The sequence below is a fragment of the Erwinia sp. 198 genome, assembly GCF_003937915.1.
Classification (GTDB): Bacteria; Pseudomonadota; Gammaproteobacteria; order Enterobacterales; family Enterobacteriaceae; genus Erwinia; species Erwinia aeris.
The window spans coordinates 1-26,344 of record NZ_RHUM01000013.1; the positions used below are offsets into that span (position 1 = coordinate 1).

Below are 26,344 nucleotides of genomic sequence, written 5' to 3' on the forward strand. Positions count from 1 at the left end.
AGCGGGAATAGCTCAGTTGGTAGAGCACGACCTTGCCAAGGTCGGGGTCGCGAGTTCGAGTCTCGTTTCCCGCTCCAGTATTATCCTCTCCTGCATTTTTATAATTCCCCCTTATGCTACTTGTTACCGCGATTGACCCGATCCTGCACGTAATTATTTTTTCATCCAACCTGTCTCCGTTGATACCCGTCCGGCTCGTAGCTGTGCAACAGTAAATGGCATGACGCTGATACCCTTACGGTGGATGGACTGCGCAAACCGGCACTGGCTACATGAGCCCTTCTTCGTTTACGGCGTTGCGCCATGCGGATTAGCGGAAACGAGCAATGGAAGTCAGCATTTTTTTTGGATAAACGCTAAAAATTTTTCTACAAAATCCTTTAAGACCCTGCTGCGGGAGCAGCGTATCCGCTATTGCCCCGATCGCTTTTTCCTCAATGGAAACCTTGCCGCTGATACTCCATCCCCGACGCGGGTGAGTCTGAATAATATTTTCCGTCAGTCCGGCATCCTGTAGCTGCTTTCTTAATTTTGAAATAGTCTGATAAAGCGTATTAGGGGTGACAATTTTTCCGTGATTTTCCCAGCCCGCCGCATACAGGGAATGGTGAGAAACCATTTCCCCGCTTTGGCAAATCAACAAATGTAAACAGCGCGAAGCGGTAATGTAAGTGACGTGTTCTTTTCCCGTTTTGCACGAGATAAGCTTATTCTGCTGAGGAACAAAATGGATCTGATTGTTAATGCAATAAACAATAGCGTCTTTATTATCCATGGTGCTTATCGTCCTTAATAAGTGGCATATTCTGAAGGTGTTTTGATGTGTCTTTAATAAACAGTCACAGGCGCATGGCTGAGCCTGAAAACTCCTTGCCTCGTCAGGATCGCATGTCAGTTTTTTACTGTTAATTATTGTGATTTTTTAAAATAAAGTCGACGAGGCAGGGATGCTTTAACATCTTTAAATTATCAAATTTTACCGTAAACGCCGGAAAGCGTATCTTTGTCAGTGCGTTTATCCTTTGCAATAACAAAAAATGTCATAAGTAAGTGTGCGAGCAATTTTCTCTGTATTCAATCTTTTTTTTACTGGTCGGATGAATGACTTTTAACCGTAAATTAAAGGGTTCGATAAATTATATATGATGAAGATATCAATAACTTTTAACATAGCCTGGTGTCAGGCCGGGAAAAGGAAGAGCCAGCGTATCTGCCTGTGTGGACAGATAAAAAATGCAGGCAGGGCCACAAATGCAGGCAAGGCAGGTAACAGGCGGATAGCCATTAATTAAGTCAGGAAAAAATAAAGGGCTAAATGAAAAATAAAAAGTCATGTATAATTTTCTGATATATAATGATTTTTAAAGCATGGTTGGATGGTTGTTGAGGTAATTGATTGTTTTTATGGAAGGTTAAGCCTGCTCAAAAGACGATGATTTACTTTATTCAGGTGATAACGTTATGTTCGGGCGAACATTAGTTATGTGTGTTTAACTACAAAGCAGTATTTCCCCTGATTGTTTAACTATAAAGCAATATTCTGACAGGCTTTGTGGTTAATGGATCATAACGGCTTTGCTGGTGCTGAGAGCGTTGACATTACTTTTGGCAGGCGGCTTACTTTCGTTCAGGACAGGCCTGTTGCCGTTAAAATGGAAAAGAGAAACATCAGCCAGCCTTGCGCCTGGTATTGCGAATGGGCAGCCTGTGGTTCCTATACGAAGCGCGGTGCGTAAACCTGGCAGTAATAACAATGGTGCACAGACGGGTATTAAAAGTACTCAATGTATCGGTGGCCATCTCAGCCTCACCGTCGCGCATGTTTTGTCTGAAACCCGGACAAATGCGGCTGCAAGATTAATGAGGTAAGCATCCTGGCCCCGCAGACGGGACGAAGGAGAAATCGCTGACCTGGGCCATGAAGGCATTTCAGCCGATAACAATCATCAAACCACTCCCGATAATATTTTTTATAAAGAGTTTTAACGTCATAAAATTAACGGTGGCGCAGAGCTGAAAATACGGATAAGAATAGTTTATCGAGTCTTATCCGAAAGGATAAATGAAGGACAACGCTATTACGCCCCCTTCGGGTAGCCTGCCGCTAAAAAGAAAGATGCCGGCAGATTTTGATAACGACCGGAAAAAACCTTTATTGGCCCGGGGCGAAAAAATCAGCCAGCAGCGGGGCGGCCCGGCTCAGCTATTCAAAGAGCAAACGACAGCCAGCCGCCAAAGCTGTCTGTGCCAATATTTATCAATAGCATCGGTTCTGCGCCTGGCAACAAGTGACCGCCAGGGTACAGGAGGGAGAGGCCTTCCTGAGGGATAAACGCGCAGCCTGAGGGTTTACTCTGCGTGTGAGGAGCGTTTATCACCCTGTCTGTCAGCCTATGCAAGAGGCGTAGCAAGGCGACGATCGCCAGTAACAATTAGCCGCAGACAGCAGAAAAAAGCTTGTTTTTGCTTAATGATACGTTCATAATCGCACCCGTTCGACCTTAAGAGAATAACAATTCTTTTAAAATCAACAAGTTAACAATTTTAACACGGTTAACGCTTAGTATTATCTCTTTGCGGGAATAGCTCAGTTGGTAGAGCACGACCTTGCCAAGGTCGGGGTCGCGAGTTCGAGTCTCGTTTCCCGCTCCAGAACATTCATCATTATCATTTCTGATCGAGTTATCCACAGCCCTTTAGCGGCTGGGTTTCGCTTTTTTCAGCCTGTCCAGAATAACCTTCAACAGAGTTATCCACAGGTTGCGATCTGCCCGTGCCCGCTGTTCAGGAATAAAAGACGTTACGTTATTTTTTTATCTAATTGATTTGTAAAGAAAAACTAATATTTCAAAATGTTATAGAGATCGCTTGCGCTTTCTGTGGCAGTTGAATGACAACGGCTTTTTATTTTTATGCACAGCGTGTGGAAAACTGGCTTAACGGCGCAGGCAGCCTACATGGTTATTTATGCGTCGCGCGGTAATCCTTTTTCTATGACGCGCACCAGCCGCTTTTGCTGACCGCTTTGCACCTCAATCGCATTTTCCGCTCGCCTTGCCAGCTGACGGGCCAGCGCCCACGTAATATGCTCGTCCAGCAGCGAATTTTCTCCCTGACGATTTTGTAATGCCGCCACGTTCTCCGCTGACCAGGGCGCATTGCCCAGCGCTACCGCAACGTTGCGTAACCAGCGAAGATGGCCAATACGTCTGATCGCCGATCCTTCCGTTACGCGCAGGAATTTTGCCTCGTCCCAGGCAAACAGCTCGCTTAAGGGCGGCGCGTGAAGCACGGCGCGCGGGCTGAAATCATCCTCATCCGTTAGCTGACCGTAGCGATTCCAGGGGCAGATCAGCTGACAGTCGTCACAGCCGTAAATGCGATTGCCGATAAGCGGTCGGAACTCTTCCGGAATGGCGCCTTCCAGTTCGATGGTCAGATAGGAGATACAGCGCCTGGCGTCCACGACGTAAGGCTCGACTATCGCGCCGGTCGGGCAGGTGGTCAGGCAGGCGACGCAGCGGCCGCACTGCTCCTGCTGCGGTGAATCGACCGGTAAAGGCAGATTGATCAGCAGTTCGCCAAGAAAAAACCACGAGCCGGCTTCCCGGTTCAGGATCAGAGAATGTTTGCCCGTCCAGCCCAGCCCCGCTTTGGCCGCCAGCGGTCTTTCCAGCACCGGGGCCGAGTCGACAAAAGGCCGAAATTCAGCCTCTTCGCAGCGTTCGCGGATACGATCGCCGAGCTTTTTCAGGCGATTGCGCAATACTTTGTGGTAATCACGTCCCAGCGCATAGCGGCTAACGTAGCCAAGCTGCGGATTTTTTAGGGTGCTGGCGAACGCTGCCTTAGCGGGCAGATAATTCATACGCACGCTGATAACGCGCAGCGTACCGGGCTGTAGCTCATGAGGGCGGGCGCGCATCATACCGTGACGCGCCATCCAGTCCATTTCGCCGTGGTATTGCTTGTCCAGCCAGGCCTGCAGGCGCGGCTCTTCCAGACTAAGATCGGTATCGCAGATACCGACCTGCTGAAAGCCGAGTTCCAGCCCCCATTGTTTAATTTGCAGGGCGAATTGAGAAAGATCGAGAGGATGCGACATGACTAACCTGAACCAGCTAAATAACCCGACCAGTTTACCCTATTCTGTCTGGCCTGTAGAGGCGATTGCGCAACTTGAGCGCGAGGGCGCGGACGCATTGGGGATCGCGCTATTTGAGCTGATGCAGCGGGCGGGCGAAGCGACATTCCGCCACGTTCAGGCCCTGTACCCGGAGAAGAAACGCTGGCTGATCCTGTGCGGCCACGGCAATAACGGCGGCGACGGCTTTATCGCTGCTCGCCTGGCGTTGTCGGCAGGCAAGGAGGTAACGGTTATTGCCTGCGAAGGATCGAAGGCGCTGCCGGAAGAAGCAGCACAGGCGCGCGACGCGTGGCTGGCGGCAGGCGGTGAAATTCATGCGGCGGGCACGCCCTGGCCTGAACAAAGCGATATTATTATCGATGCGCTACTGGGCACCGGGCTGAATCGCGCGCCTGGCGACCAATACGCCCGGCTGATTGAGAAAGCGAATGCGGCCAGCGCGCCAGTATTTGCCATAGATATACCTTCCGGATTAGTGGCTGCTAACGGGACCACGCCCGGCGCGGTTATTGACGCCGCCCATACGCTAACGTTTATCGCGCTTAAGCCGGGTCTGCTGACCGGTAAAGCACGGGATTGCGTCGGTCAGCTACATTTCCACGCCCTTGGGCTGGATGCCTGGCTGGCAGGACAAACTGCGCCGATGGCGCGCTACGATGCTTCCGCGCTGACGCACTGGCTGCCGCCGCGTAAACCTACTTCTCATAAGGGCGACCACGGCAAGCTGGTGATAATCGGCGGCGATCAGGGAACGGCTGGCGCTATCCGTATGGCGGGAGAAGCCGCATTGCGCGCCGGGGCAGGCTTAGTGCGAGTACTTACTCACAAAGATAATGTCTCGCCGCTGTTAACGGCGCGTCCCGAGCTAATGGTACAGACGCTAAGCGCTCGTGCGCTTGATGAGGCGCTGGAATGGGCCGACGTCATTGTGATTGGCCCGGGGCTGGGTCAGCGCGACTGGGGTAAAGAAGCCCTGGAAAAAGTAAAAAAATCGTCTAAACCGATGCTTTGGGATGCTGACGCGCTTAACCTGCTGGCAATCGCTGGCGATAAACGTCAAAATCGAGTCATTACGCCGCATCCGGGCGAAGCGGCCCGTCTGCTTAATGTAAAAACCAGCGAAATAGAGAGTGACCGCTTACTTGCCGCTCGTAATCTGGCTAAACGCTACGGCGGCGTGGTGGTCCTGAAAGGTGCCGGCACGCTGATTGCCAGCGAAACGGGCGAGATGGCGATTGCCGATGTCGGTAACGCCGGTATGGCGACCGGCGGCATGGGCGACGTGCTTTCCGGCATTATCGGCAGTTTGTCAGGCCAGAAGCTCTCGCTGTATGAAGCGGCCTGCGCGGGCTGCGTGGCCCACGGCGCCGCGGCGGAAGCCGTATCGCAACGTCTGGGCACGCGCGGGATGCTGGCGACCGATCTGTTTTCCGAGCTGTACCTGTTTGTTAACCCAGAGATCCTGAACAGAAAAGAATGAAGACCGCTATCGCATTGTCCGACGAGGCTGCCACTCTCGCACTGGGAGCCAGCCTGGCCCGCGCCTGTCACCGCGCGGCAACACTCTATTTGTATGGCGATTTGGGCGCGGGGAAAACCACGTTCAGTCGCGGTTTCTTACAGGCGCTGGGCCACCAGGGCAACGTGAAAAGCCCGACCTATACGCTGGTTGAACCTTATGTTCTGCCGGATCGTCGAATTTATCATTTCGACCTCTACCGGCTGGCCGATCCTGAAGAGCTGGAATTCATGGGGATCCGTGACTATTTCGGCGGCGACAGCCTTTGCCTGGTCGAATGGCCGCAGCAGGGCGCGGGCTTTCTTCCGCAGCCGGATATTGAACTGCGTCTCAGTTATCAGGGCGAAGCCCGTCAGGCAGAGCTTGAGGCCTGCTCGGCAGAGGGCGAGGCGATCCTGGCCCGCATGGAGAAAGACGGACAATGATCAAGCTGGGACTGCTGCTGGCTGCTTTACTGAGTACGTTTTCCACTCTGGCCGCTAATTTATCGGATATACAGGTTTCAAACGGTAACGACAGGGCCTCGATCACGCTGAGCTTCAGCGGTCAGCCGGTTTACGGCTTCTTTCCGCTGCACAACCCGGAACGCGTGGTGCTGGATATTCGCCAGAGCGGCGTGATCAAAGGCCTGCCGTTGACGTTCAGCGGCGATAATATGGTGAAGCGTATTCGCGCCAGTACGCCAAAGGATAAGCAGAGCATTCGTCTGGTGTTCGAGCTGACGCAGCCGGGAAAAACGCGCGCCGTGACCCAGCGTAACGGCAGCGGCTATAACGTGATTTTCACCATCAACGGCACGCGTCCGGCGCAGCGTTCCGCCGCGGCCGTCAGCAGCGTCTCGCGACCCGTTCCGGCAGACAATCCGTTTAAAGGCAACGCCGTTACGGCGGTCAGCAGCGGCAACGAAGTCGCGGTGCCGGGCAGAACGGTGCGTGCCGCTGATGAAGCTATCATCGTGGCGATAGATGCCGGACACGGCGGCCAGGATCCGGGCGCTATCGGCGCGAACGGCCTGAAAGAGAAGAACGTAACCATCGCCATAGCGCGTAAATTAAAAGCGTTGCTGAATGCCGATCCCATGTTTAAAGGCGTGATGACCCGTGACGGCGACTATTTTATCTCCGTGATGGGCCGTTCGGACGTGGCGCGCAAGCAGAACGCTAATCTGCTGGTGTCTATCCACGCCGATGCCGCGCCAAACCGTAGCGCGTCCGGCGCATCCGTCTGGGTGCTCTCTAACCGTCGCGCCAACAGCGAAATGGCGGGATGGCTGGAGCAGCACGAGAAGCAGTCCGAGCTGCTGGGCGGCGCGGGCGATCTGCTGGCTAACAGCCAGGCCGATCCCTATCTCAGCCAGGCGGTGCTTGATTTGCAGTTCGGCCACTCGCAGCGCGTTGGCTATGACGTAGCGGTTAAGGTTATCGCCCAGCTGCAGCGCGTTGGCTCGCTGCACAAAAGACGTCCGGAACACGCCAGCCTGGGGGTATTACGCTCGCCTGACATTCCTTCGCTGCTGGTGGAAACCGGCTTTATCAGTAACCCTTCGGAGGAGCGACTGCTCGGCAGTAGCGCTTACCAGCAGAAGATTGCCGAGTCGATTTATAAAGGCCTGCGCAACTACTTCCTGGCGCACCCGCTGCAATCTATCCCAAAGGAGGAAAACCGACCGTTGCAGTCCGCAACGGCGGTTGATGTTCAGCCTGACCCCGCCCCGGTCAGCACGCGCTATGCCGGTGCGGTAACGCGCCACGTGGTGAAAAGGGGCGAGACGCTTTCCGGGATTGCTGCCCACTACGGCGTCAGCATGGCGATGCTACGTTCGATGAATACGTTGAAGAAGGATGTCGTTTGGGTCGGTCAGCGGCTGAAAGTGCCGGCTTCCGGCACGCAGCGCGCCAGCAGGCCGCAGCGGCATAAAGTGGTGCGTGGCGACTCGCTGACCGCCATTGCCGCACACTATGGCGTCAGCCCGAAAGCGATACAGCAGGCGAATAATATGAAATCGCAAAATGTTATGCTGGGGCAGACGTTAACTATTCCAACCTCGTAAACAAGGATCTTTTATGCCGATTCAGGTACTGCCGCCACAGCTTGCCAACCAGATTGCCGCAGGTGAAGTGGTAGAGCGTCCGGCGTCGGTGGTGAAAGAACTGGTCGAAAACAGCCTGGATGCTGGCGCGACAAGAATAGATATCGAGATCGATAAAGGCGGCGCCAAACTGATCCGCATCCGCGATAACGGCTGCGGCATCAGCAAAGCCGAGCTGGCGATGGCGCTGGCCCGCCACGCCACCAGTAAAATCACCACGCTTGATGACCTGGAAGCCATTATGAGCCTCGGCTTCCGGGGCGAAGCGCTGGCCAGCATCAGCTCCGTTTCGCGCCTGACGCTGACTTCGCGCACGGTTGAACAGGCGGAAGCCTGGCAGGCTTACGCGGAAGGACGAGAGATGGACGTGACCATCAAGCCTGCGGCGCATCCGGTCGGCACCACGCTTGAAGTGCTGGATCTTTTCTATAATACGCCCGCCCGCCGGAAATTTATGCGCACGGAGAAAACCGAATTCACCCATATCGACGAGGTGATCCGGCGTATCGCGCTGGCAAGGTTCGACGTGGCGTTTTCGCTCACCCACAACGGCAAGCTTATCCGTCAGTATCGCGCCGTCAGCGACAGCAAGCAGCGTGAACGCCGCCTGGGCGCAATCTGCGGAACCGCTTTTCTCAGCCATGCGCTGGCTATCGAATGGCAGCACGGCGATCTGGTGCTACAGGGCTGGGTAGCGGATCCGGTCGGCGCTCGCGCCGTTACCGATCTGCAATACTGCTATGTTAACGGCCGCATGATGCGCGATCGCCTGATCAATCATGCTATCCGCCAGGCCTATCAGGATAAGCTGGGCGATCATCAGCCTGCCTATGTGCTTTACCTGACCATCGATCCGCACCAGGTAGATGTCAACGTGCATCCCGCCAAGCATGAAGTGCGTTTCCATCAGTCGCGGCTGGTGCATGACTTTATCTATCAGGGCGTGATCAGCGTGCTGCAGGAAGCCGGTGCGGAAACGCTGCCGGGCGTGGCTGCTCAAGCGCCGACCGAGCGCTGGCAGCCCGAGAACCGTCAGGCGGCGGGCGGCAACCATTTTTCCGCGCCTGCACCGGCCAGACACGCTGGCGGCAACGGCAACGGCGGCGGCAAAGGCAACGACAACAGCAGCGGCAAAGGCGGCGGGAAAGCAGCGGCAGGCTGGCAACATCAGGAGCCAGGCTACCAGAAAAAAGAGGGCGCGCTCTATCGCCAGCTGCTGCAAACGCCTGAATTGCCCGCCGCGCGCGAGGCGGTGCCGCGCCCGGCTGAGCCAAAAAGCGTACGCGCGCAGCCTGAACCCGAGCCGACGCTCAGCGGTCATAGCGAAAGCTTTGGCCGCGTGCTGACCGTGCTGCATAACGACTTTGCGCTGGTGGAATCCCGCGAGCGCCTGGCCCTGATTTCGCTGCCGGTAGCGGAGCGCTGGTTGAAGCAGGCGCAGCTGGAGCCGGGTGAAGAAGGGCTAAAGCCGCAGCCGCTGCTGATCCCGGTCAGGATAAAAATGGCGAAGCCAGAGCGCGAAGCCGCCAGTCGTTTAGCGGCGTTATTGCAGCAAATGGGCATAGAGCTGGAGGCGGACGGGCAGCACATCACGCTGCGCGCCGTACCTTTACCATTGCGCCAACAAAATTTACAAATCTTGATTCCAGAACTGTTAGGCTACCTTGCTCAGCAGCCGGAGATTTCGGTCAGGCAGGTGGCGCAATGGTTAGCGCGGCACGCTGTGACCGAGCGTCCGCACTGGAATCACTCGCAGGCGATTGCGCTGCTGGCGGAGGTCGAAAGACTTTGCCCGCAGCTGATTAAATCGCCGCCATCCGGACTATTACAGTATGTTGATACTGAACTGGCGATGAATGCCCTGAAGCATGAGTGACTTATCTACGGCTGGCCGGCCTAAGGCTATATTTTTGATGGGGCCTACGGCCTCCGGCAAGACGGCGCTGGCGATAGCCTTACGCCAGCAGCTGCCGGTTGAGCTGATTAGCGTCGATTCCGCCCTGATTTATCGCGGTATGGATATCGGCACCGCCAAGCCCTCGGCAGAGGAGCTGCGGCTGGCGCCCCATCGTTTACTGGATATTCGCGATCCCGCTGAAACGTACTCGGCGGCGGAGTTCCGCCGCGATGCGCTGGCGGAAATGGCGGAGATTACCCGAAGCGGGCGTATCCCGCTGCTTGTTGGTGGCACCATGCTCTACTACAAGGCGTTGCTGGAAGGATTATCGCCGTTGCCCCCGGCCGATCCTGAAATACGCCAGCGTATAGAGCAAAGGGCGAGTGAAGAGGGATGGGAAGCGCTTCACCGTCAGTTATGTGAAATAGATCCCATTGCTGGAAATCGTATTCATCCGAATGATCCCCAGAGACTCTCGCGAGCACTGGAAGTTTTTTTTATTTCAGGTAAAACTTTAACAGAACTGACGAAAACCGCAGGTGAAGCGTTGCCGTACGAGGTGGTGCAGTTCGCCATCGCTCCTCGCGAGCGGGAAACCATCCATCAGCGTATCGCGCTGCGTTTTCAGCAAATGTTAGCGTCAGGATTTGAAGCGGAGGCTCGGGCACTTTTTGCACGAGGTGATTTGCATACGGACATGCCTTCCATTCGTTGTGTGGGTTATCGCCAGATGTGGTCATTTTTGCAGGGCGAGATCGATTACGATGAAATGGTTTATCGGGGAATTTGCGCAACACGGCAATTAGCCAAGCGCCAGATAACCTGGCTGCGCGGCTGGAAGGATGTTCACTGGCTGGATAGCGAACAACCTGAGGCGGCGCTGGCAGAGGTATTACAGGTTCTTAGTGCGAAGGCTGGGTGATTGTGTACAATTGGTGCGTTATCGTGCGCAAATTTTTACGCAGTATTTCAGAGCGCAAGCTCTTAAGTAGTAAACAACAAGCATATAAGGAAAAGATAGAATGGCTAAGGGGCAATCATTGCAAGATCCGTTCTTGAACGCACTGCGTCGCGAACGTGTTCCGGTTTCGATTTATTTGGTGAATGGTATTAAACTGCAGGGTCAGATTGAATCATTTGACCAATTTGTAATTTTACTGAAAAACACGGTTAGCCAGATGGTTTATAAACATGCCATTTCTACCGTTGTTCCGTCCCGTCCGGTCTCCCATCATAGCAACAACACGGGTGGCGGAAGCAGCAACTATCATCACGGTGGCAGTAATCAGGGAGCATCATCGCAGCCCCAGCAGGAAAGTGACGACGCAGAGTAATCACTCTTCTTTCAGGACGGGCCGGCTCGCCCGTCCTGGCAATGTCCCTGACTCGCGCCTCTTCTCAGGAAAAGGCGAACGGGCGTCGCTATTTAGCGCAAATGTGCATTTTGCCTCTGATCCCAGGCAGTATGGCCATCGTAAAGCAGGTTCAACAAGGTTCTGAGAGGTTTTAAGTTTGTTTGACCGTTATGATGCCGGTGAGCAGGCCGTACTGGTACACATCTATTTCTCCCAAGACAGAGATATGGAAGATTTACAGGAGTTCGAAACTCTTGTCTCTTCCGCTGGTGTCGAAGCACTACGCGTAATTACCGGAAGCCGCAAGGCGCCACATCCAAAATATTTTGTTGGTGAAGGTAAAGCCACAGAAATAGCCGAGGCGGTTAAAGCCAGCGGCGCTTCTGTCGTGCTCTTCGATCACGCCCTTAGTCCGGCTCAGGAACGCAACCTTGAAGCGTTGTGCCAGTGCCGCGTAATCGACCGCACCGGACTGATTCTGGACATCTTCGCCCAGCGTGCGCGTACCCACGAAGGTAAACTTCAGGTCGAGCTGGCTCAGTTACGCCATCTCGCCACGCGTCTGGTACGCGGCTGGACCCACCTGGAACGCCAGAAAGGCGGTATCGGCCTGCGCGGCCCGGGTGAAACTCAGCTGGAAACTGACCGTCGTCTGTTGCGTAACCGCATCACGCTTATCCTTTCCCGGCTTGAAAAAGTAGAGAAGCAGCGCGATCAGGGACGCCAGGCGCGCAATAAGGCCGATGTGCCTACGCTCTCGCTGGTCGGCTATACCAACGCCGGAAAATCCACCCTTTTTAACCGCATTACTTCTGCCGAGGTCTATGTCGCCAACCAGCTGTTTGCGACCCTGGATCCCACGCTGCGTCGCCTGGACGTGGCGGACGTAGGCGAAGTGGTGCTGGCGGATACCGTTGGCTTTATCCGTCATCTGCCGCACGATCTGGTCGCCGCTTTTAAAGCGACGCTGCAGGAAACACGGCAGGCCACGCTGCTGCTGCACGTTATCGACGCCGCCGATCTGCGCGTGGATGAGAATATTGAAGCCGTAGAAGAAGTGCTGGAAGAGATCGAAGCGAACGATATTCCGACGCTGCAGGTGATGAATAAGATTGATGCGCTGGAGGATTTCGTCCCCAGGATCGATCGCAATGATGAAAATCTGCCGGTTCGCGTCTGGGTTTCCGCGCAAACGGGCGAAGGCATTCCGCTGCTGTTTCAGGCGCTGACCGAGCGTCTGGCGGGTGAAATAGCCCAATACGATTTACGCCTGCCGCCGGAAGCGGGGCGGCTGCGCAGCCGCTTTTATCAGCTGCAGGCGATAGAAAAAGAGTGGAACGAAGATGACGGCAGCGTAGGGTTACAGATACGCATGCCCATCGTTGACTGGCGCCGCCTGTGTAAACAGGAACCGGAGCTGGTGGATTACATTGTTTGACGCCCGACTCGCGTATCCCGGCTCTGGGATAACACCGCATACACAATAAATGGAGCAGAAACATGGCGTGGAATCAGCCCGGGAATAACGGACAGGACCGCGACCCGTGGGGGAGCAGCAATAATCAAGGCGGCAACCCCGGGGGAAACAAAGGAGGGCGCGATAAAGGGCCTCCTGATTTGGATGATATTTTCCGCAAGCTAAGCAAAAAGCTTGGCGGTTTCGGCGGTGGTAAAAACGACGGCGGCCAGCAAGCGCCGGGACGCGGCGGTCGCCTGATCGGTATCGTTGCCGTCGCTGCGGTAGTGATTTGGGCAGGCAGCGGCTTCTATACCATTAAAGAGGCGGAGCGCGGCGTGGTAACACGTTTTGGCAAGTTCAGCCATCTGGTAGAGCCAGGCCTGAACTGGAAGCCGACCTTTATCGATCAGGTACGCGCCGTCAACGTTGAGGCGGTACGCGAACTGGCTGCATCAGGAACGATGCTGACTTCGGACGAGAACGTGGTGCGCGTGGAAATGAACGTGCAGTACCGCGTGACTAATCCGGAACGCTATCTTTTTGCCGTAACCAGCGCGGACGACAGCCTGCGCCAGGCGACGGACAGCGCGCTGCGCGGCGTAATCGGTCGCTCAACGATGGATCGCATTTTGACAGAGGGTCGTACCGTCGTGCGTAGCGATACCCAGCGCGAGCTGGAAGAGACGATCCGCCCTTACGATATGGGCATTACGCTGCTGGACGTCAACTTCCAGGCCGCTCGTCCGCCGGAAGAAGTAAAAGCCGCATTTGACGATGCCATTGCCGCGCGTGAAAACCGCGAGCAGTACGTTCGTGAAGCTGAAGCCTATGCTAACGAAGTCCAGCCGCGCGCCAACGGCCAGGCCCAGCGTATTCTGGAAGAAGCACGCGCTTATAAAACGCGTACCGTGCTGGAAGCACAGGGTGAAGTGGCACGCTTCGCCAAACTGCTGCCGGAATATAAAGCCGCGCCGGAGATCACCCGCGAGCGTCTCTATATTGAAACCATGGAGCGCGTACTGAGCCACACCCGTAAGGTGTTGGTTAACGATAAGGGCAACAACCTGATGGTGCTGCCGCTGGATCAGCTGATGCGTGGTCAGAGCGCCCCAGCGTCAGCGGGGCAGAATAACAACAGCCTGCTCCATCTGCCGGCAGCCTCGGGCAGCAATGAACGCGCCAGCAACGGTTCGTCGTTCAGCCCGGACAGCATTATGGATCAGCGTCGGGTTAATGCTCAGCGTAACGACACCCAGCGCGAAGGGAGAGATTAAGGATGCGTAAGCCATTAATCGTGGTATTAATTGTGGTGCTGGTGGTGCTTTACGCATCGCTGTTTGTGGTGCAGGAAGGCCAGCGCGGCATCGTTATGCGCTTTGGCAAGGTACTGCGCGACGATGAAAATAAACCGCTGGTCTATGCGCCGGGCCTGCACTTCAAGATCCCTTTCCTGGAATCCGTGAAGTCGCTGGACGCGCGCCTGCAGACGATGGATAACCAGGCCGATCGCTTCGTCACCAAAGAGAAGAAAGATCTGATCGTGGATTCCTATATCAAATGGCGCATCAGCGATTTCAGCCGCTACTACCTGGCTACCGGCGGCGGCGACGTTTCGCAGGCGGAAGTGCTGCTGAAACGCAAATTCAGCGACCGTCTGCGTTCTGAGATTGGTCGTCTGGACGTGAAAGATATCGTTACCGACTCGCGGGGACGGTTGACTACCGACGTGCGTGACGCCCTGAATACCGGCAGCGCAGGCCAGGATGACGAAATCGCTACGCCAGCGGCCGATGATGCTATCGCTTCCGCCGCGGCGCGCGTAGAGCGCGAAACCAGCAGCAAAGAGCCAGCGGTGAATCCGAACAGTATGGCGGCGTTAGGCATTCAGGTCGTTGACGTGCGCATCAAGCAGATCAACTTGCCGACCGAGGTGTCTGATGCTATCTACAATCGTATGCGCGCCGAGCGTGAAGCGGTTGCTCGTAGCCAGCGTTCACAGGGTCAGGAAGAGGCAGAGAAACTGCGTGCGGGCGCGGACTATGAGGTCACGCGCACGCTGGCCGAAGCACAGCGTACCGCGTTGATGACGCGGGGTGAAGGGGATGCCGAAGCGGCGAAACTTTTTGCCGACGCCTTCAGTCAGGATCCGGATTTTTATGCCTTTATCCGCAGCCTGCGCGCCTACGACAGCAGCTTCAACAGCAGTCAGGACGTAATGGTACTGAGCCCGGACAGCGACTTCTTCCGCTTTATGCAGTCGCCTTCCAAAGCAACTCGCTAAGCGTCTTCAATACACAGGCCGGGGATCTTCCCCGGCTTTTTTTATTCCTCTCTGCAAGCGTGATGCATTTGTTAATCAATTATTAATTAATAGTCGCGTAAAAATGTGATTATTCCGCTTTTTACCCCTTGCCGTTGACGGCCTGCCGCGCTTTGTGTAGCCTTTTTTTACCCTTGTTTTGTTAAACGATTAATACCTGAAAATATTCAACCATGATAAGCGCTTGCCGTTTTTAAATAAGCCGGAAGCTTTACGGATTAAATAACCGGTCGGCCATCTTAAATTAGCGTTAATAACAGGATAAATGGAAATGGATTCTTCCAGAAATCCCCGCTGTGTTTTTTACTCACACGACACAATGGGATTCGGCCATATACGCCGAAATATGTTGCTCAGTCAGTCAATAACAGCAGCCTGCCCTGATGCTGAAATATTACTTATTTCAGGCGTGCGCGAAGCCGGGGCCTTTATGCTGCCGCCCGGTGCAGACAGCCTTATCCTGCCTTCCTGGCAAAAAACCGCAGAGGGCAAGTATCACCCCCGCGCCTTAGGCAAAAAGGTTCAGCCGCTGGTCAGGCTGCGCTCGCAAATTATTTATGCGGCCATCAACGCTTTCTCGCCGGATATTATGATTGTGGATAACGTGCCACGTGGCGCCATGCGCGAGCTGGATCTCAGCCTGCCGCTGCTGGCCGCGAAAAAAACGCATCTGGTGCTGGGCCTGCGCGATATTCTTGACGAACCTGAAGCGGTAAAACAGCAGTGGTTTAAACAGGAAAACAGTACGGCGCTCGAAAAATTTTATTCCTCGATTTGGGTTTACGGCGACAGGTCACTTTACGATTTAGCTCGCGAATATCACTTTGACGCCGCAACCCAAAATAAGATGATTTTCACCGGCTATCTGGACGCGACATGCCGCATTCAAAGCTTTAGTCATGATGAGGCTGCGCCTGTCGCCCAGCCTTATGCGCTGTGCGTCGTGGGCGGCGGGCAGGATGGCTTTCGGCTGGCGGAAAGCTTTGTCAGCACCGTACTGCCCAACGGGATGCACGGCGTATTAGTGACCGGATCGATGATGCCCGAACCGCAGCGGCTACGGCTAAAAAAGCTGGCCGCGGCGTTTCCTGAAAAAACCGTGGTGGAGTTCGTAGCGGAACCGCTAAAACTGCTGCGCTACGCCAGCCGCGTTATTGCGATGGGCGGATACAATACGCTGACGGAGCTGCTGGCTTTTAATAAAACGGCATTGATTGTGCCGCGCGTCGTTCCCCGCAAGGAACAGTGGATCAGAGCAACAAAACTTGCCGCGCTGGGGCTGATTGATGCGCTGCATCCGGACCATTTATCCCCTGAACGGCTGGGCGACTGGCTGATGCAGCCCCGCCATTTTGTTAACCCGCGTGAAAAGCTTAATTTCGAGGGGCTGGAAAAAGTGGCTGCCAGCGTCCGGCAAATACTCAACGGCAAACGTATCGGGGAGTGTGTCTGATGACGTCTGAACCGCTGCGTGTGGGCTATGTGCTGAAGCGCTACCCACGCTTTTCAGAAACCTTTGTCGTCAATGAAATCCTGGCGCACGAGCGCGCGGGCCTCAGCCTGATAATTTTTGCGCTCGGGCCGGTAATGGAAACGCATTTCCAGCCCGATATCGGCGCGGTGAAGGCACCTGTTATTCGCCTGACGGATAAGCAGCGTAACATCGAGCTTTTCTGGGGGCTGGTAAAAGAGGGGCTGGCAGCGCTGCCTGATTTTGCCGTGCGGTTGGCGGAGGAGCGGGATCACGACGTGCACGAGCTGGCGCAGGGCATTTCGCTCGCGCTGGCCGTCAGACAGCACGCATTGCGGCATCTGCATGCGCATTTCGCCACCCAGGCCGCCACCGTGGCGCGTCTTGCCGCAAAGTTCAGCGACATAAGCTGGTCTTTCACTGCCCATGCGAAAGACATCTATTACCGCTATGACACGGATATTCAGCTGGCCCGCAAAATACAGGACGCCAGCCATGTGATAACCGTGTCCGATTACAATCTTGCGTGGCTATGCGAGCGTTATGGCGGCGATCGGCAGAAAGTCAGTCGGCTTTATAACGGGCTGGATCTGCGCCAGTTTCCCTGGCTTTCACCGCTCAAACGACAGGCCCATATTCTGGCGGTGGGGCGGCTGGTGCCTAAAAAAGGATTCCGCGTGCTGATTGCCGCCCTGGCGCAGCTGCAGGCCAAAGCCATTCCGTTCCACTGTACGCTGATTGGCGACGGGCCGGAACGGTCGGCGCTGGAGGCGGCTGTCGTTAGCTGTGAACTACAGGCAAAGGTGTCCTTTACCGGCCTGTTGTCGCGCCAGCGCGTAGCGAAGGCTATCCAACAGAGCGCCATGGTGGTTGCGCCCTGCATCATCAGCGAGGATGGCGATCGCGACGGCCTGCCAACCATTATGGTTGAAGCGATGGCGCTGGGCACACCGGTGATCTCCACTCGCGTGGCAGGGATCCCGGAGCTGGTCATTGATGGTCAAACCGGGCTTTGCGTCGGCCCCGAAGATGTCGTCGGCCTGGCCGATGCGATGGTCATGCTGTTGAGCGGACAGGATATGCGTGAAAAGCTGGCAAGGCAGGCGCGCAGGATGATTGTTCGCGACTATGACATCGACCGTAACATCATGGAAATGCAAAAGATATTTACTCCAGAGCAGAAATAAATTCTGCGCATGAAAAAAGGATTTTCATTTATGCGAGTTGCTTTCATCTGTGCAGATGGCGGGATCCCCGTTTTTGGCTGTAAGGGTGCATCCGTCCATATTCAGGAAGTGCTGCGCGCGCTTCTCAGGCAGGGGGCGAAAATCGTGCTTTTTGCCCGTCGTATCGGTACGCCGCCTGACGATCTACAAGGGATCAAACTTGTCTCGCTCGATCCCTTCGATCCGCCTGCGGCAGACAATGCGCTGGCGCGTGTTGAAATGGCGCTGGCCATTAATGCTCAGCTGGAGCAGGCGCTCCGGGCCGAAGGCCCGTTCGATTTGGTATATGAACGCTATTCCCTGTGGAGCTTCGCCGGGCTGGCGTATGCGCATCGACAGGGCTGGCGCACGGTGCTGGAAGTCAATGCGCCGCTGATTGAAGAACAAAAAAACTACCGCGAGCTGGTGGCGGAAAAAAAGGCCGTAGCGGTACTGAAAAAGCTGCTTGCCAGTGCGACGGCGGTGATTGCTGTTTCACCTGGCGTAAAAAAGTGGCTGACTGGCTTTACCGGTTCTGCAGAGCGCATCCACGTTATTGCTAATGGCGTCGATCCGTTGCGCTTTCGGTCACCCACAGCGCAGCTGCATCCGGAAAATAGCTGGGGAGCGATAACCATCGGTTTTGTCGGCACGCTTAAGGCCTGGCACGACGTAGAAACGCTGCTGGATGCCTTTGTGCTGCTGCAGCTGCAGCGTCCTGACGTCTGGCTACTGATCGTCGGCGATGGCCCACAGCGGCAGAAACTGCAAAAAACGGTGCAGGCGAGAGCGATCTCCGGCGTCGCTTTCGCCGGTGCCGTTAGTCCGGCGACGGTGCCGGACTGGCTGAACAGGATGGACATTGCCGTCGCGCCCTATCCACAGCTGGCGGACTTCTATTTCTCACCCCTGAAAATCTACGAGTATATGGCCGCCCAGCTGCCGGTTGTGGCAACGCGTGTCGGTCACCTTGCCGAAGTGATTGACCACGGCGTTACGGGGATGCTGGTAGAGCCGGGCGATGCCACGGCGCTTTGCGTTTTGCTTCGGCAGCTGGTCGATCAACCCCTGCTGCGTCAGCGCCTTGGCGTGGCCGCACGGCGCTTCGTCATGGAGCATCACAGCTGGGATAAGGTAGTCAGCGAGACCCTGCGGATAGCGCAAATGCCTGCCGGGAGCACAAGCTGATGTCTCTGTCCTGGCTGCAGGCCGCCGCCCGCTTCGCTCCCTGGCTTCGCCAGCAGCGCGGCTTAATTGTGCGTTCGCTTATTTTCCTGCTGCTGGCGACCGGCATGCGCCTGCTGGAGCCGTGGCCGCTGGCCTTTATTATTGACGAGGTGCTGGCGCCGTCTGACGCGCCGGTTACGGGCAGGCTGAATACGCTGGTTGCTCATCCTGGCGCGGCGCATCTGCTGCTGCTCTGCGCCGGCAGCGTTATCCTGATTGCCGCCGTTAAAGCCGGCCTGAGCTACCTGAGCACCGTTGGCCTGGCGATAGCGGGCAATCGCATCATCAGCCTGCTTCGTCAGGAGCTGTTCAATCATCTGCAAAGCCTGTCGTTAAGCTTTCATCATCAGGCAAAGAGTGGCGATCTCACCACGCGATTGATCAACGATATCGGAATGCTGCGCGAGGCGATCGTTACGGCGATGGTGCCCATGCTGGCGAATATCCTGATCCTGACCGGCATGTTCGGCATGATGCTTTATATCAATTGGAAACTGACGCTGCTGTCGCTGTTGTTGATGCCGCTGCTGTTGTTCAGTACTCGCCGCACCAGCGTAAAAGTGCATAAGGTCAGCCGCGACCAGCGCAAGCGGGAAGGGGCGCTGGCCGCCAGTGCCGCTGAATTCCTCGGCGCGATAGGCGTGGTGCAGGCGTTATCGCTGGAACCCGTCGCCGCCAGCCGTTTTGCGGTTGACGATGTAAAAAGCCTGCGTCAAAACGTGCAGTCCCGTCGCCTGCTGGCGGGCCTGGAGCGCAGGGTCGATCTGATCATCGCTTTCGCTACGGCGACGGTTCTCTATTACGGCGCAAGCGAAGTGCTGAAAAACCGGATGTCGCCCGGCGATTTACTGATTTTTGTCTCCTACCTTAAAAACTCGTTTCGGCCCGTGCGCGAGTACGCCAAATATGCCGGACGCCTGTCAAAAGCGCTTGCCGCAGGTGAACGCGTCACCAACCTGCTGGATATCCGACCGGCAATTGTCGATTGTCCGGGTGCGCAGACGGCCCGTGTTCGCGGCGAAATCTGCTGTGAGGACGTCAGCTTTAGCTATCCGACCTCGCAACAGCACGACACGCTGCGGCATATCAGCTTTTCGCTGGGCATTGGCGAGTCGCTGGCTATTGTAGGATCTTCCGGCACGGGGAAATCCACGCTGCTCAGCCTGCTGCTGCGGCTGTACGATCCGCAGGCGGGCCGTATCCTGCTCGACGGGCAGGACATCCGGCACTGCACCATTAAAAGCGTGCGGCAAAATATCAGCTATGTGCCGCAAAACAGCCTGCTGTTCGGCCTGAGCGTTCGGGAAAATATTGCCATGGCGGCGCTGAAAGCCGTGACGGATCGGCAGGTTTACGCGGCGGCCAGGCTGGCTGGCGCGCACGAGTTTATTATGCGCTTGCCGCAGGGGTACGACACCGTGCTCAGCGAAAGGGGCAACTCGCTGTCCGGCGGCCAGCGCCAGCGTATCGCCATCGCCCGCGCCGCCGTGAGGCAGAGCCCGGTGCTGCTGCTGGACGAGCCGGATACGGGGCTGGACTGTGAAAGCAAGCACCGACTGACCGAGGCGCTGGCCCGGCTGATGGCCGATCGCACCACGATTATCGTGACGCATAATCTTTCCTTCGCCGCGCGAGCCCAGCGGATCCTCGTGATGGAAGAGGGCGAAATCGTTGAGCAGGGCACGCACGAGCTGCTGCTGGAAAGCCGCGGGCGCTACGCCCATCTATGGGCATTACAGCGAAGCAACAACAGGGACGTATCCTATGCTACGGAATAAATACGACGAGCTGATTAAGAAAGACGGCGCTCTGCCGGGGCTGGCAGCGCTACTTGATGAAGATCTGCTGGCGGCAAAAATACGTGCTTTATCGCCGTTTTCCGGGCTGCGCACGCTTAAAATCGACTATATCCGCTATAAACCCGCCACCAGCTGCGTCGCAACGCTAATCCTCCAGTTTGCCGACGGACAGCGGCACTGGCTGGCGGCCAAGGCGCTGACGCTGACGCGCTTCGCAATCTCCTGGCGGCATCCCAAACGGCAAAAGCTAATTAACAACGGCGATCCTTTTGCCCCGCTGGCTATTCCCGAGCTGGGGATCATCCTGAGCTATCCACAGCACGACCGCGCGCTTCCCGGTCTCTCTTTGCTGAACGCTTCGCGGGAACGGGACGCGCAGCTGCGCAGCTGGCTGCCTGACATTGCCGGAAAGGCGCGTCTTGATCTGAGCATCCTTCGCTATAAGCCGGAACGCAGGCTGCTGGCGCTGCTGCGCTGCAACGGTCAACCCTGGGCCACGCTGCGTTTTGCCAGCGATAAGCGCTATCAGGCGATGCTGACAGGCAACCGGCTGGGGCACGCTACCGGCGAAATTGAACTGCTGGCGGCGCTACCCGAGCAACGATTGCTGATCACCCGCTGGATTGAAGGAGAAACGCTTTGCCCGGAGCAGGGCGATAATCTGACGGAACAGGATGCTTTCCAGCTGGGAGCCAGGCTGGCCAGCCTGCACGGCCTGAAAATAGCGTTGCCCGATGCGCCGCTGCCAGACGGCATTAAAGACGCACAACAGGTGCTGAACACGCTGAGCGTCGTGGCGCCCATCCAGCAAGAACGCTTTACCTTACTGTTAACCAGGCTGGCAAAACAACTGACGGATCGCCTGTTTCAGCGGGTGGTTACTCACGGCGATTTCACTGTCGATCAGGTCGTCAAAAGCGCCGTGGGCGGTCAGCTGCGGTTGATTGACTGGGACAGAGCCGCAGCCGGGCATCCGGCCACCGACCTGGCTGCTTTTCAGGCCAGACTGGAGTTGCAGGTCATTGAAAAAACGCTGACGCCTTGCCAGGCCGGTCGGGTTGTCGCCTCGCTACACGAGGGCTATCGTCAGCAGCGTGGTCATCTGCCGCCGCTGCTGGCCGATTATACGGCGCTGGCGCTGTTGCAGCTGGCCGCTGAACCGTTTCGCAAGCGCATGACAGGCTGGGCGCAGCATATCGCCGAGCTGTTGCAGCGGGCCGGGCAGCTGATGGCGCAGAGCGAGCCGCTCTCCGATCCGGCAGCGGCGCTCTCCGGGCTGCTGAGCAAGCCGCGAATGGCGCCGCTGCTGCGCCAGGCGTTGGGATTGCCTGCCGCCGCCTTGCTGAAGGAGGCGACGCTCGTTACCCATAAGCCTGGTCGTCGCGCGGTGCTGGCCTGGCGCTGGACCTCAGCGCCGGGTGAACTGAGCATTATTGGCAAATACCGTCATAAGGGATTCGAGCCGCACGGTTTTCTTGTCCAGCAGGCTTTGTGGCGCAACGGTTTTCGCGGCGACAGCGACGTTATCGTGCCTGAACCTCTGGCCGTACTTGAGGCGCAAAATCTCTGGCTTCAGCAGCGGATTGCCGGTGAGCGGGTCACCGAAGCGCTGTCTCCCGACAGCGATCGGCTGGCGGCAACGGGCGAACTTGTCGGCACGGCGCTGGCCAGGCTACAGCACAGTGACGCCGCGCAGCGGGCCGTGGCGGGCAGGCACTGGTCCATAAAAGACGAGCTGGAGACGCTGCGGCAGCGGCTGAAACAGGCGGCGGCGGCGCGGCCCGCGTGGGCCAGCAGGATAGCCGACATCTGTCGTGCCTGTGAGCAGCTGGCGCTGGCGCTGAGCCCCACGGACGGGCTTTTTCTCCATCGTGATTTTTATCCTGCTCAGCTGCTGCTGACCCAGGCACGGCCGGGGCAGCTTGCCGTGTTGGATTTCGATCTTGCCGCTCTGGGGCCGCCATCGCTGGATGCAGGTAACTATATCGCTCATCTGCGCGAGCAGGCGCTGCGGGATTATGGCGATGACAAAGCGCTTACCGTCCATGAAGACGCTTTTCTGGGCGCCTGGCTGGCCCGATCCGCCGCTGCGGATATCGTTAATATCAGCATTTTCACTACGCTGGCACTGGCGCGCCATATCGCCATCAGCCTGCTCTTTCCTGAACGCCACCACACGACGGTCAGACTGCTGGAGCTTTGCGAATCACGTTTAAGGCGCTCTGCCGAGCGGAGGAGGTGCTGATGCGTCGGCGCGGCGTGTTCGTGCTTTTGGTACTGACGCTTTTTTTTCCGGCCGGGGCATGGGCGGAGCCGGTCACCTTTCACTGGCGGGCAATTTATGAGGCGAAAACGCTGAACAACAGCAAGCTCAGATATGGGGACGATCGCCGCAATAAAACAGAAACCGAGCCAACGCTGCGGCTGAACGTCCGCGGATTCAAGGACGAACCGGTCTCTTTTTTCAGCGAGCTGGAGCTGATCCGTAAAAGAAAGCGCCAGACGGGAAGCGGCGGCCAGACTACCGATACGCTGAACTTCAACCAGCTCTGGCTGCGCTTTGATGACTCGCTGCTGCCGGAAACCGATTTGCGGCTGGGACGTTGGCTGCTGCGCGACGAGCGGGAGTGGTTGATTGACGAAAACGTGGATGGCGTCCACGCGCGCTTTGGCGATACGCTAAAAACGGAAGTGGGCGTGGGACGCATCAATTACTGGCAGCGAAACCTGCTGGATAGCCACACGCGCGGCGATAAGACCACGCTGCTGATGCTGTTCTCCCGTTACAAGATCGATCCGCAGTGGCGGGTCAGCGGCTATAGCTTTTGGCAGTATAATCGCGCGGCAGAAAGCGACAGGCAGCTCAACATAGGATTGCGATCCTGGTCGCCGTCTCGGGCGCCGCTCAGCCACTGGCTGGATATCGGTACTGTGCGTGGGCAAAAAGCGCGGCAGGCGCTGCGGGGCTATGCGCTGGACGGCGGCGTAACGTTGACGTTTCAGCACGTTGCGCTGCGTCCACGGCTGACGCTGGGCTATGCCTGGGGCAGCGGCGACCGCAATGATGATAGCGTGTCCAGACGCTATCGACAGACCGGACTGCAGGGAAACGAGGCCCGGTTTGGCGGCCTGGCGAAATATAAAATCTATGGGGATACGCTCGATCCTGAACTGAGCAATATTCATATCCTGACCGCAGGCGTGGGCGTAAATATCCATGAGCACCTTTCGCTTGATGTTATCGGACATTATTACCGCCAGGATCGCCTGGGCAAGCAGACAAAAAACAGTACGGCGCTGGACGCTAAATACGATCGGCTGACCACGAAAAAGCTGGGATCGGCGCTGGACATCGTTGTAGGCTGGCGAGCAACACCGCATGTCAGAATAGAGGCCAGCGCGGCCTGGTTTGCCCCTTCGTCCCGTTTTTATAACGGTTCCGGACGACGCAGCGAGCACGCCAGCAGCGCCAGCTCGTGGTGGCTGAAAGCGGGAATACAGTTTTAGCGCTTTAACATGATTTCTTTCATTTTCCCGGCCAAACCGGTAAAAAGCCGTGGCATACTACGCCTCTTTTTTCCGGATCGTCATTTATGAATGCAAATGTTTGGTTAGCGCTGGCATTAGTGCTGATTTTAGAAGGGATTGGCCCGATGCTGCTGCCGCGTATCTGGCGGCGTTTGATCCTCACGATGGCGCAGGTTCCCGACCGATTACTGCGTCGTTTCGGCGGCGGGTTGGTAGTTGCCGGCCTGGTGATCTGGTATAGCGTCAGCGTCCACGGCGGCGGATAACGGCACGAAAAAGCGCCCGTCGAGGCCCGACCGCGCGACGGGGAAAAAAGTACGCAAACGTGTGCTAAAAGAGCTGAAAGACGTGTTTTACGGTGGTAGAATCCATTTTTAAGCAATCGGTGATTTTAGAAATGGGTAAGAACGTCGTCGTACTGGGCACCCAATGGGGTGACGAAGGTAAAGGAAAGATTGTTGACCTGCTGACCGAACGTGCGAAATACGTGGTTCGCTATCAGGGTGGTCATAACGCGGGCCACACGCTGGTCATCAACGGTGAAAAAACCGTCCTCCATTTAATTCCCTCTGGTATTCTGCGTGAAAACGTTACCAGCATCATCGGCAACGGTGTGGTACTTTCACCGGCCGCGCTGATGAAAGAGATGAAGGGTCTGGAAGATCGCGGCTTTCCGGTACGCGACCGCCTGTTTATCTCCGAAGCCTGTCCGCTGATCCTGGAATATCACGTCGCGCTGGACGTGGCGCGTGAAAAAGCGCGCGGCGCCAAAGCCATCGGCACCACCGGTCGCGGCATCGGCCCTGCCTATGAAGACAAAGTTGCCCGTCGCGGCCTGCGCGTTGGCGACCTTTTCAATAAAGACACCTTTGCGGCCAAGCTGAAAGAAGTGATGGAGTACCATAACTTCCAGCTGGTGAACTACTACAAAGAAGAAGCGGTCGACTACGACAAAGTGCTGAGCGATATCATGGCTATCGCCGATATCCTGACCGGCATGGTGGTGGACGTTTCCGAACTGCTGGACGGCGCGCGTAAAAACGGCGACCTGATCATGTTTGAAGGCGCGCAGGGCACGCTGCTGGACATCGACCACGGCACCTATCCGTACGTAACTTCTTCTAACACCACCGCAGGCGGCGTAGCGACTGGTTCCGGTATCGGCCCGCGCTATGTAGACTACGTGCTGGGCATCGTGAAAGCCTATTCCACTCGCGTTGGCGCAGGCCCGTTCCCGACGGAGCTGTTCGACGAAACCGGCGAATTCCTGTGCAAGCAGGGTAACGAGTTTGGTGCCACTACCGGTCGTCGTCGTCGTACCGGCTGGCTGGATGCGGTTGCCGTGCGTCGCGCGGTGCAGATCAACTCGCTGTCTGGTTTCTGCATGACCAAGCTGGACGTGCTGGATGGCCTGAAAGAAGTGAAAATCTGCGTCGCCTATCGTATGCCGGACGGCCGCGAAATGACCACCACGCCGCTGGCTGCGGAAGGCTGGGAAGGCATTGAGCCGATTTATGAAACCCTGCCGGGCTGGAGCGAAACCACCTTTGGCGTGAAAACGCTGGAAGGCCTGCCGCAGGCGGCGCGCAACTATATCAAGCGCGTTGAAGAAGTGACCGGCGTGCCGGTAGACATCATCTCTACCGGTCCTGACCGTAGCGAGACGATGATCCTGCGTGACCCTTTTGACGCATAAGATGTTAGCCAGGCCGGGTATTATCCGGCCTGATTTCCTCTCCCGTTCTCTTGTCCCGCCCTCTCTTTATCAGCGCTTACTGAAATAAAATGGCCTCGAATGCGAAGGCTGGTTTATCATCATTGACAACACACTCATTTTTGAGCGGATTGCTGGCGCGTTTAGCGCCGTGCCGTTGAGGTAACCGTGCAGCTAACAAGTTTCACTGATTATGGTTTACGCGCGCTGATTTTTCTGGCCGCGCTGCCCGCAGGCAGGATGACCAGCATCACGGAAGTCACCGAGGCTTACGGCGTCTCGCGTAATCATATGGTTAAGATTATCAATCAGCTGAGTCGGGCAGGCTATGTCGCTGCGGTACGGGGCAAAAACGGCGGCATCCGGTTAGGTAAACCGGCCAGCGAGATCGTGATAGGCCAGGTCGTCCGCGATATGGAGCCGCTCCAGCTGGTGAACTGCCACAGTGACTTTTGCCACATCACCCCGGCCTGCCGCCTGAAAACGGCGCTGCACGAGGCCGTACAGTGTTTTCTCGCCGTGCTGGACGGCTACACGCTGGCCGATTTGGTTACCGACAACCATCCGCTCTACCAATTGCTGCGAATTGAGCAACCCTCTTTCCGCAGCTGATG

The 26,344-nt window shown here is 56.5% G+C and carries 22 protein-coding genes and 2 tRNA genes; 21 read left to right on the plus strand and 3 right to left on the minus strand.

Going from position 1 to position 26,344, the window contains the following annotated elements; all coding sequences use genetic code 11:
- The first annotated feature begins 1 nt into the window (after position 1).
- A tRNA-Gly gene (locus EGK14_RS17035) sits at positions 2 to 77 on the plus strand.
- A gap of 233 nt (positions 78 to 310) precedes the next feature.
- Here the strand turns inward: EGK14_RS17035 and EGK14_RS17040 are convergent.
- Together EGK14_RS17040 and EGK14_RS17045 are read right to left on the minus strand one after the other, a co-directional pair.
- Positions 311 to 775: a winged helix-turn-helix domain-containing protein gene (locus tag EGK14_RS17040; protein WP_125290296.1), complete on the minus strand. Its 465-nt coding sequence runs from the start codon at positions 773 to 775 to the stop codon at positions 311 to 313.
- A 379-nt stretch (positions 776 to 1,154) separates the two neighbouring features.
- Positions 1,155 to 1,334 carry a hypothetical protein gene (locus EGK14_RS17045; RefSeq protein ID WP_125290297.1) on the minus strand — a complete coding sequence of 60 codons (180 nt, stop codon included), beginning with the start codon at positions 1,332 to 1,334 and terminating at the stop codon, positions 1,155 to 1,157.
- 728 nt (positions 1,335 to 2,062) lie between these two features.
- Here EGK14_RS17045 and EGK14_RS17050 point away from each other — a divergent pair.
- Positions 2,063 to 2,332, plus strand: coding sequence for a hypothetical protein (locus EGK14_RS17050; RefSeq protein WP_125290298.1), 270 nt, complete (start codon positions 2,063 to 2,065; stop codon positions 2,330 to 2,332).
- Between the two features lie 244 nt (positions 2,333 to 2,576).
- Positions 2,577 to 2,652, plus strand: a tRNA-Gly gene (locus EGK14_RS17055).
- 313 nt (positions 2,653 to 2,965) lie between these two features.
- Here the strand turns inward: EGK14_RS17055 and queG are convergent.
- The gene (gene queG / locus EGK14_RS17060; protein ID WP_125290299.1) at positions 2,966 to 4,105 is read right to left on the minus strand and encodes a tRNA epoxyqueuosine(34) reductase QueG; all 1,140 of its coding nucleotides are present in this window, start codon (positions 4,103 to 4,105) and stop codon (positions 2,966 to 2,968) included.
- Between queG and nnr the strand changes: the two genes are divergently transcribed.
- From nnr to nsrR, 18 genes are all read left to right on the plus strand, one after another.
- On the plus strand, positions 4,104 to 5,627 hold the full coding sequence (gene nnr, locus EGK14_RS17065; protein WP_125290300.1) for a bifunctional ADP-dependent NAD(P)H-hydrate dehydratase/NAD(P)H-hydrate epimerase: 1,524 nt from the start codon (positions 4,104 to 4,106) through the stop codon (positions 5,625 to 5,627). The two genes, queG and nnr, sit on opposite strands and share 2 nt — an antisense overlap.
- Complete coding sequence (gene tsaE / locus EGK14_RS17070) at positions 5,624 to 6,091, plus strand: tRNA (adenosine(37)-N6)-threonylcarbamoyltransferase complex ATPase subunit type 1 TsaE (RefSeq protein ID WP_125290301.1); 468 nt, start codon at positions 5,624 to 5,626, stop codon at positions 6,089 to 6,091. The genes nnr and tsaE overlap by 4 nt, the downstream gene beginning before the upstream one ends.
- Positions 6,088 to 7,716: an N-acetylmuramoyl-L-alanine amidase AmiB gene (gene amiB / locus EGK14_RS17075; protein ID WP_125290302.1), complete on the plus strand. Its 1,629-nt coding sequence runs from the start codon at positions 6,088 to 6,090 to the stop codon at positions 7,714 to 7,716. The genes tsaE and amiB overlap by 4 nt, the downstream gene beginning before the upstream one ends.
- A gap of 13 nt (positions 7,717 to 7,729) precedes the next feature.
- Positions 7,730 to 9,631: a DNA mismatch repair endonuclease MutL gene (gene mutL, locus EGK14_RS17080; protein ID WP_125290303.1), complete on the plus strand. Its 1,902-nt coding sequence runs from the start codon at positions 7,730 to 7,732 to the stop codon at positions 9,629 to 9,631.
- Positions 9,624 to 10,574 carry a tRNA (adenosine(37)-N6)-dimethylallyltransferase MiaA gene (gene miaA, locus EGK14_RS17085; RefSeq protein WP_125290304.1) on the plus strand — a complete coding sequence of 317 codons (951 nt, stop codon included), beginning with the start codon at positions 9,624 to 9,626 and terminating at the stop codon, positions 10,572 to 10,574. The genes mutL and miaA overlap by 8 nt, the downstream gene beginning before the upstream one ends.
- Positions 10,575 to 10,674: 100 nt before the next feature.
- Positions 10,675 to 10,986: an RNA chaperone Hfq gene (hfq, locus tag EGK14_RS17090; RefSeq protein WP_125290305.1), complete on the plus strand. Its 312-nt coding sequence runs from the start codon at positions 10,675 to 10,677 to the stop codon at positions 10,984 to 10,986.
- Positions 10,987 to 11,164: 178 nt separating this feature from the next.
- Positions 11,165 to 12,445: a ribosome rescue GTPase HflX gene (hflX, locus tag EGK14_RS17095; RefSeq protein WP_125290306.1), complete on the plus strand. Its 1,281-nt coding sequence runs from the start codon at positions 11,165 to 11,167 to the stop codon at positions 12,443 to 12,445.
- A 62-nt stretch (positions 12,446 to 12,507) separates the two neighbouring features.
- Positions 12,508 to 13,740, plus strand: coding sequence for an FtsH protease activity modulator HflK (hflK, locus tag EGK14_RS17100; RefSeq protein ID WP_125290307.1), 1,233 nt, complete (start codon positions 12,508 to 12,510; stop codon positions 13,738 to 13,740).
- A 2-nt stretch (positions 13,741 to 13,742) separates the two neighbouring features.
- A complete protein-coding gene (gene hflC, locus EGK14_RS17105) occupies positions 13,743 to 14,747 on the plus strand; it encodes a protease modulator HflC (protein ID WP_125290308.1) in 1,005 nt (334 codons plus the stop codon).
- A gap of 469 nt (positions 14,748 to 15,216) precedes the next feature.
- Positions 15,217 to 16,239 (plus strand): glycosyltransferase family protein, encoded by a 1,023-nt coding sequence (locus EGK14_RS17110; protein ID WP_233598526.1) that lies wholly within the window; start codon positions 15,217 to 15,219, stop codon positions 16,237 to 16,239.
- Positions 16,239 to 17,444 (plus strand): glycosyltransferase family 4 protein, encoded by a 1,206-nt coding sequence (locus EGK14_RS17115; protein ID WP_125290309.1) that lies wholly within the window; start codon positions 16,239 to 16,241, stop codon positions 17,442 to 17,444. Before EGK14_RS17110 ends, EGK14_RS17115 begins: the two co-directional genes overlap by 1 nt.
- Before the next feature lie 30 nt (positions 17,445 to 17,474).
- Complete coding sequence (locus EGK14_RS17120) at positions 17,475 to 18,650, plus strand: glycosyltransferase family 4 protein (protein ID WP_125290310.1); 1,176 nt, start codon at positions 17,475 to 17,477, stop codon at positions 18,648 to 18,650.
- Positions 18,650 to 20,467: an ABC transporter ATP-binding protein gene (locus tag EGK14_RS17125; protein ID WP_125290311.1), complete on the plus strand. Its 1,818-nt coding sequence runs from the start codon at positions 18,650 to 18,652 to the stop codon at positions 20,465 to 20,467. The genes EGK14_RS17120 and EGK14_RS17125 overlap by 1 nt, the downstream gene beginning before the upstream one ends.
- The gene (locus tag EGK14_RS17130; protein ID WP_125290312.1) at positions 20,454 to 22,733 is read left to right on the plus strand and encodes a phosphotransferase family protein; all 2,280 of its coding nucleotides are present in this window, start codon (positions 20,454 to 20,456) and stop codon (positions 22,731 to 22,733) included. The genes EGK14_RS17125 and EGK14_RS17130 overlap by 14 nt, the downstream gene beginning before the upstream one ends.
- Entirely contained in the window at positions 22,733 to 23,995 is a 1,263-nt protein-coding gene (locus EGK14_RS17135; RefSeq protein ID WP_125290313.1) for an alginate export family protein, read from the plus strand. Before EGK14_RS17130 ends, EGK14_RS17135 begins: the two co-directional genes overlap by 1 nt.
- Positions 23,996 to 24,081: 86 nt before the next feature.
- Positions 24,082 to 24,282, plus strand: coding sequence for a DUF2065 domain-containing protein (locus EGK14_RS17140; protein ID WP_125290314.1), 201 nt, complete (start codon positions 24,082 to 24,084; stop codon positions 24,280 to 24,282).
- A 131-nt stretch (positions 24,283 to 24,413) separates the two neighbouring features.
- Positions 24,414 to 25,712 carry an adenylosuccinate synthase gene (locus EGK14_RS17145; protein WP_125290315.1) on the plus strand — a complete coding sequence of 433 codons (1,299 nt, stop codon included), beginning with the start codon at positions 24,414 to 24,416 and terminating at the stop codon, positions 25,710 to 25,712.
- A gap of 186 nt (positions 25,713 to 25,898) precedes the next feature.
- Entirely contained in the window at positions 25,899 to 26,342 is a 444-nt protein-coding gene (gene nsrR, locus EGK14_RS17150) for a nitric oxide-sensing transcriptional repressor NsrR (RefSeq protein WP_125290316.1), read from the plus strand.
- The last annotated feature ends 2 nt before the right edge of the window (positions 26,343 to 26,344 follow it).

Coding starts and splice junctions, on each gene's coding strand:
- EGK14_RS17040 (WP_125290296.1), bottom strand. CDS start 775: ATGGATAATAAAGACGCTATTGTTTATTGCATTAACAATCAGATCCAT.
- EGK14_RS17045 (WP_125290297.1), bottom strand. CDS start 1,334: ATGACTTTTTATTTTTCATTTAGCCCTTTATTTTTTCCTGACTTAATT.
- EGK14_RS17050 (WP_125290298.1), top strand. CDS start 2,063: ATGAAGGACAACGCTATTACGCCCCCTTCGGGTAGCCTGCCGCTAAAA.
- nnr (WP_125290300.1), top strand. CDS start 4,104: ATGACTAACCTGAACCAGCTAAATAACCCGACCAGTTTACCCTATTCT.
- queG (WP_125290299.1), bottom strand. CDS start 4,105: ATGTCGCATCCTCTCGATCTTTCTCAATTCGCCCTGCAAATTAAACAA.
- tsaE (WP_125290301.1), top strand. CDS start 5,624: ATGAAGACCGCTATCGCATTGTCCGACGAGGCTGCCACTCTCGCACTG.
- amiB (WP_125290302.1), top strand. CDS start 6,088: ATGATCAAGCTGGGACTGCTGCTGGCTGCTTTACTGAGTACGTTTTCC.
- mutL (WP_125290303.1), top strand. CDS start 7,730: ATGCCGATTCAGGTACTGCCGCCACAGCTTGCCAACCAGATTGCCGCA.
- miaA (WP_125290304.1), top strand. CDS start 9,624: ATGAGTGACTTATCTACGGCTGGCCGGCCTAAGGCTATATTTTTGATG.
- hfq (WP_125290305.1), top strand. CDS start 10,675: ATGGCTAAGGGGCAATCATTGCAAGATCCGTTCTTGAACGCACTGCGT.
- hflK (WP_125290307.1), top strand. CDS start 12,508: ATGGCGTGGAATCAGCCCGGGAATAACGGACAGGACCGCGACCCGTGG.
- hflC (WP_125290308.1), top strand. CDS start 13,743: ATGCGTAAGCCATTAATCGTGGTATTAATTGTGGTGCTGGTGGTGCTT.
- EGK14_RS17110 (WP_233598526.1), top strand. CDS start 15,217: ATGCTGCCGCCCGGTGCAGACAGCCTTATCCTGCCTTCCTGGCAAAAA.
- EGK14_RS17115 (WP_125290309.1), top strand. CDS start 16,239: ATGACGTCTGAACCGCTGCGTGTGGGCTATGTGCTGAAGCGCTACCCA.
- EGK14_RS17120 (WP_125290310.1), top strand. CDS start 17,475: ATGCGAGTTGCTTTCATCTGTGCAGATGGCGGGATCCCCGTTTTTGGC.
- EGK14_RS17125 (WP_125290311.1), top strand. CDS start 18,650: ATGTCTCTGTCCTGGCTGCAGGCCGCCGCCCGCTTCGCTCCCTGGCTT.
- EGK14_RS17130 (WP_125290312.1), top strand. CDS start 20,454: ATGCTACGGAATAAATACGACGAGCTGATTAAGAAAGACGGCGCTCTG.
- EGK14_RS17135 (WP_125290313.1), top strand. CDS start 22,733: ATGCGTCGGCGCGGCGTGTTCGTGCTTTTGGTACTGACGCTTTTTTTT.
- EGK14_RS17140 (WP_125290314.1), top strand. CDS start 24,082: ATGAATGCAAATGTTTGGTTAGCGCTGGCATTAGTGCTGATTTTAGAA.
- EGK14_RS17145 (WP_125290315.1), top strand. CDS start 24,414: ATGGGTAAGAACGTCGTCGTACTGGGCACCCAATGGGGTGACGAAGGT.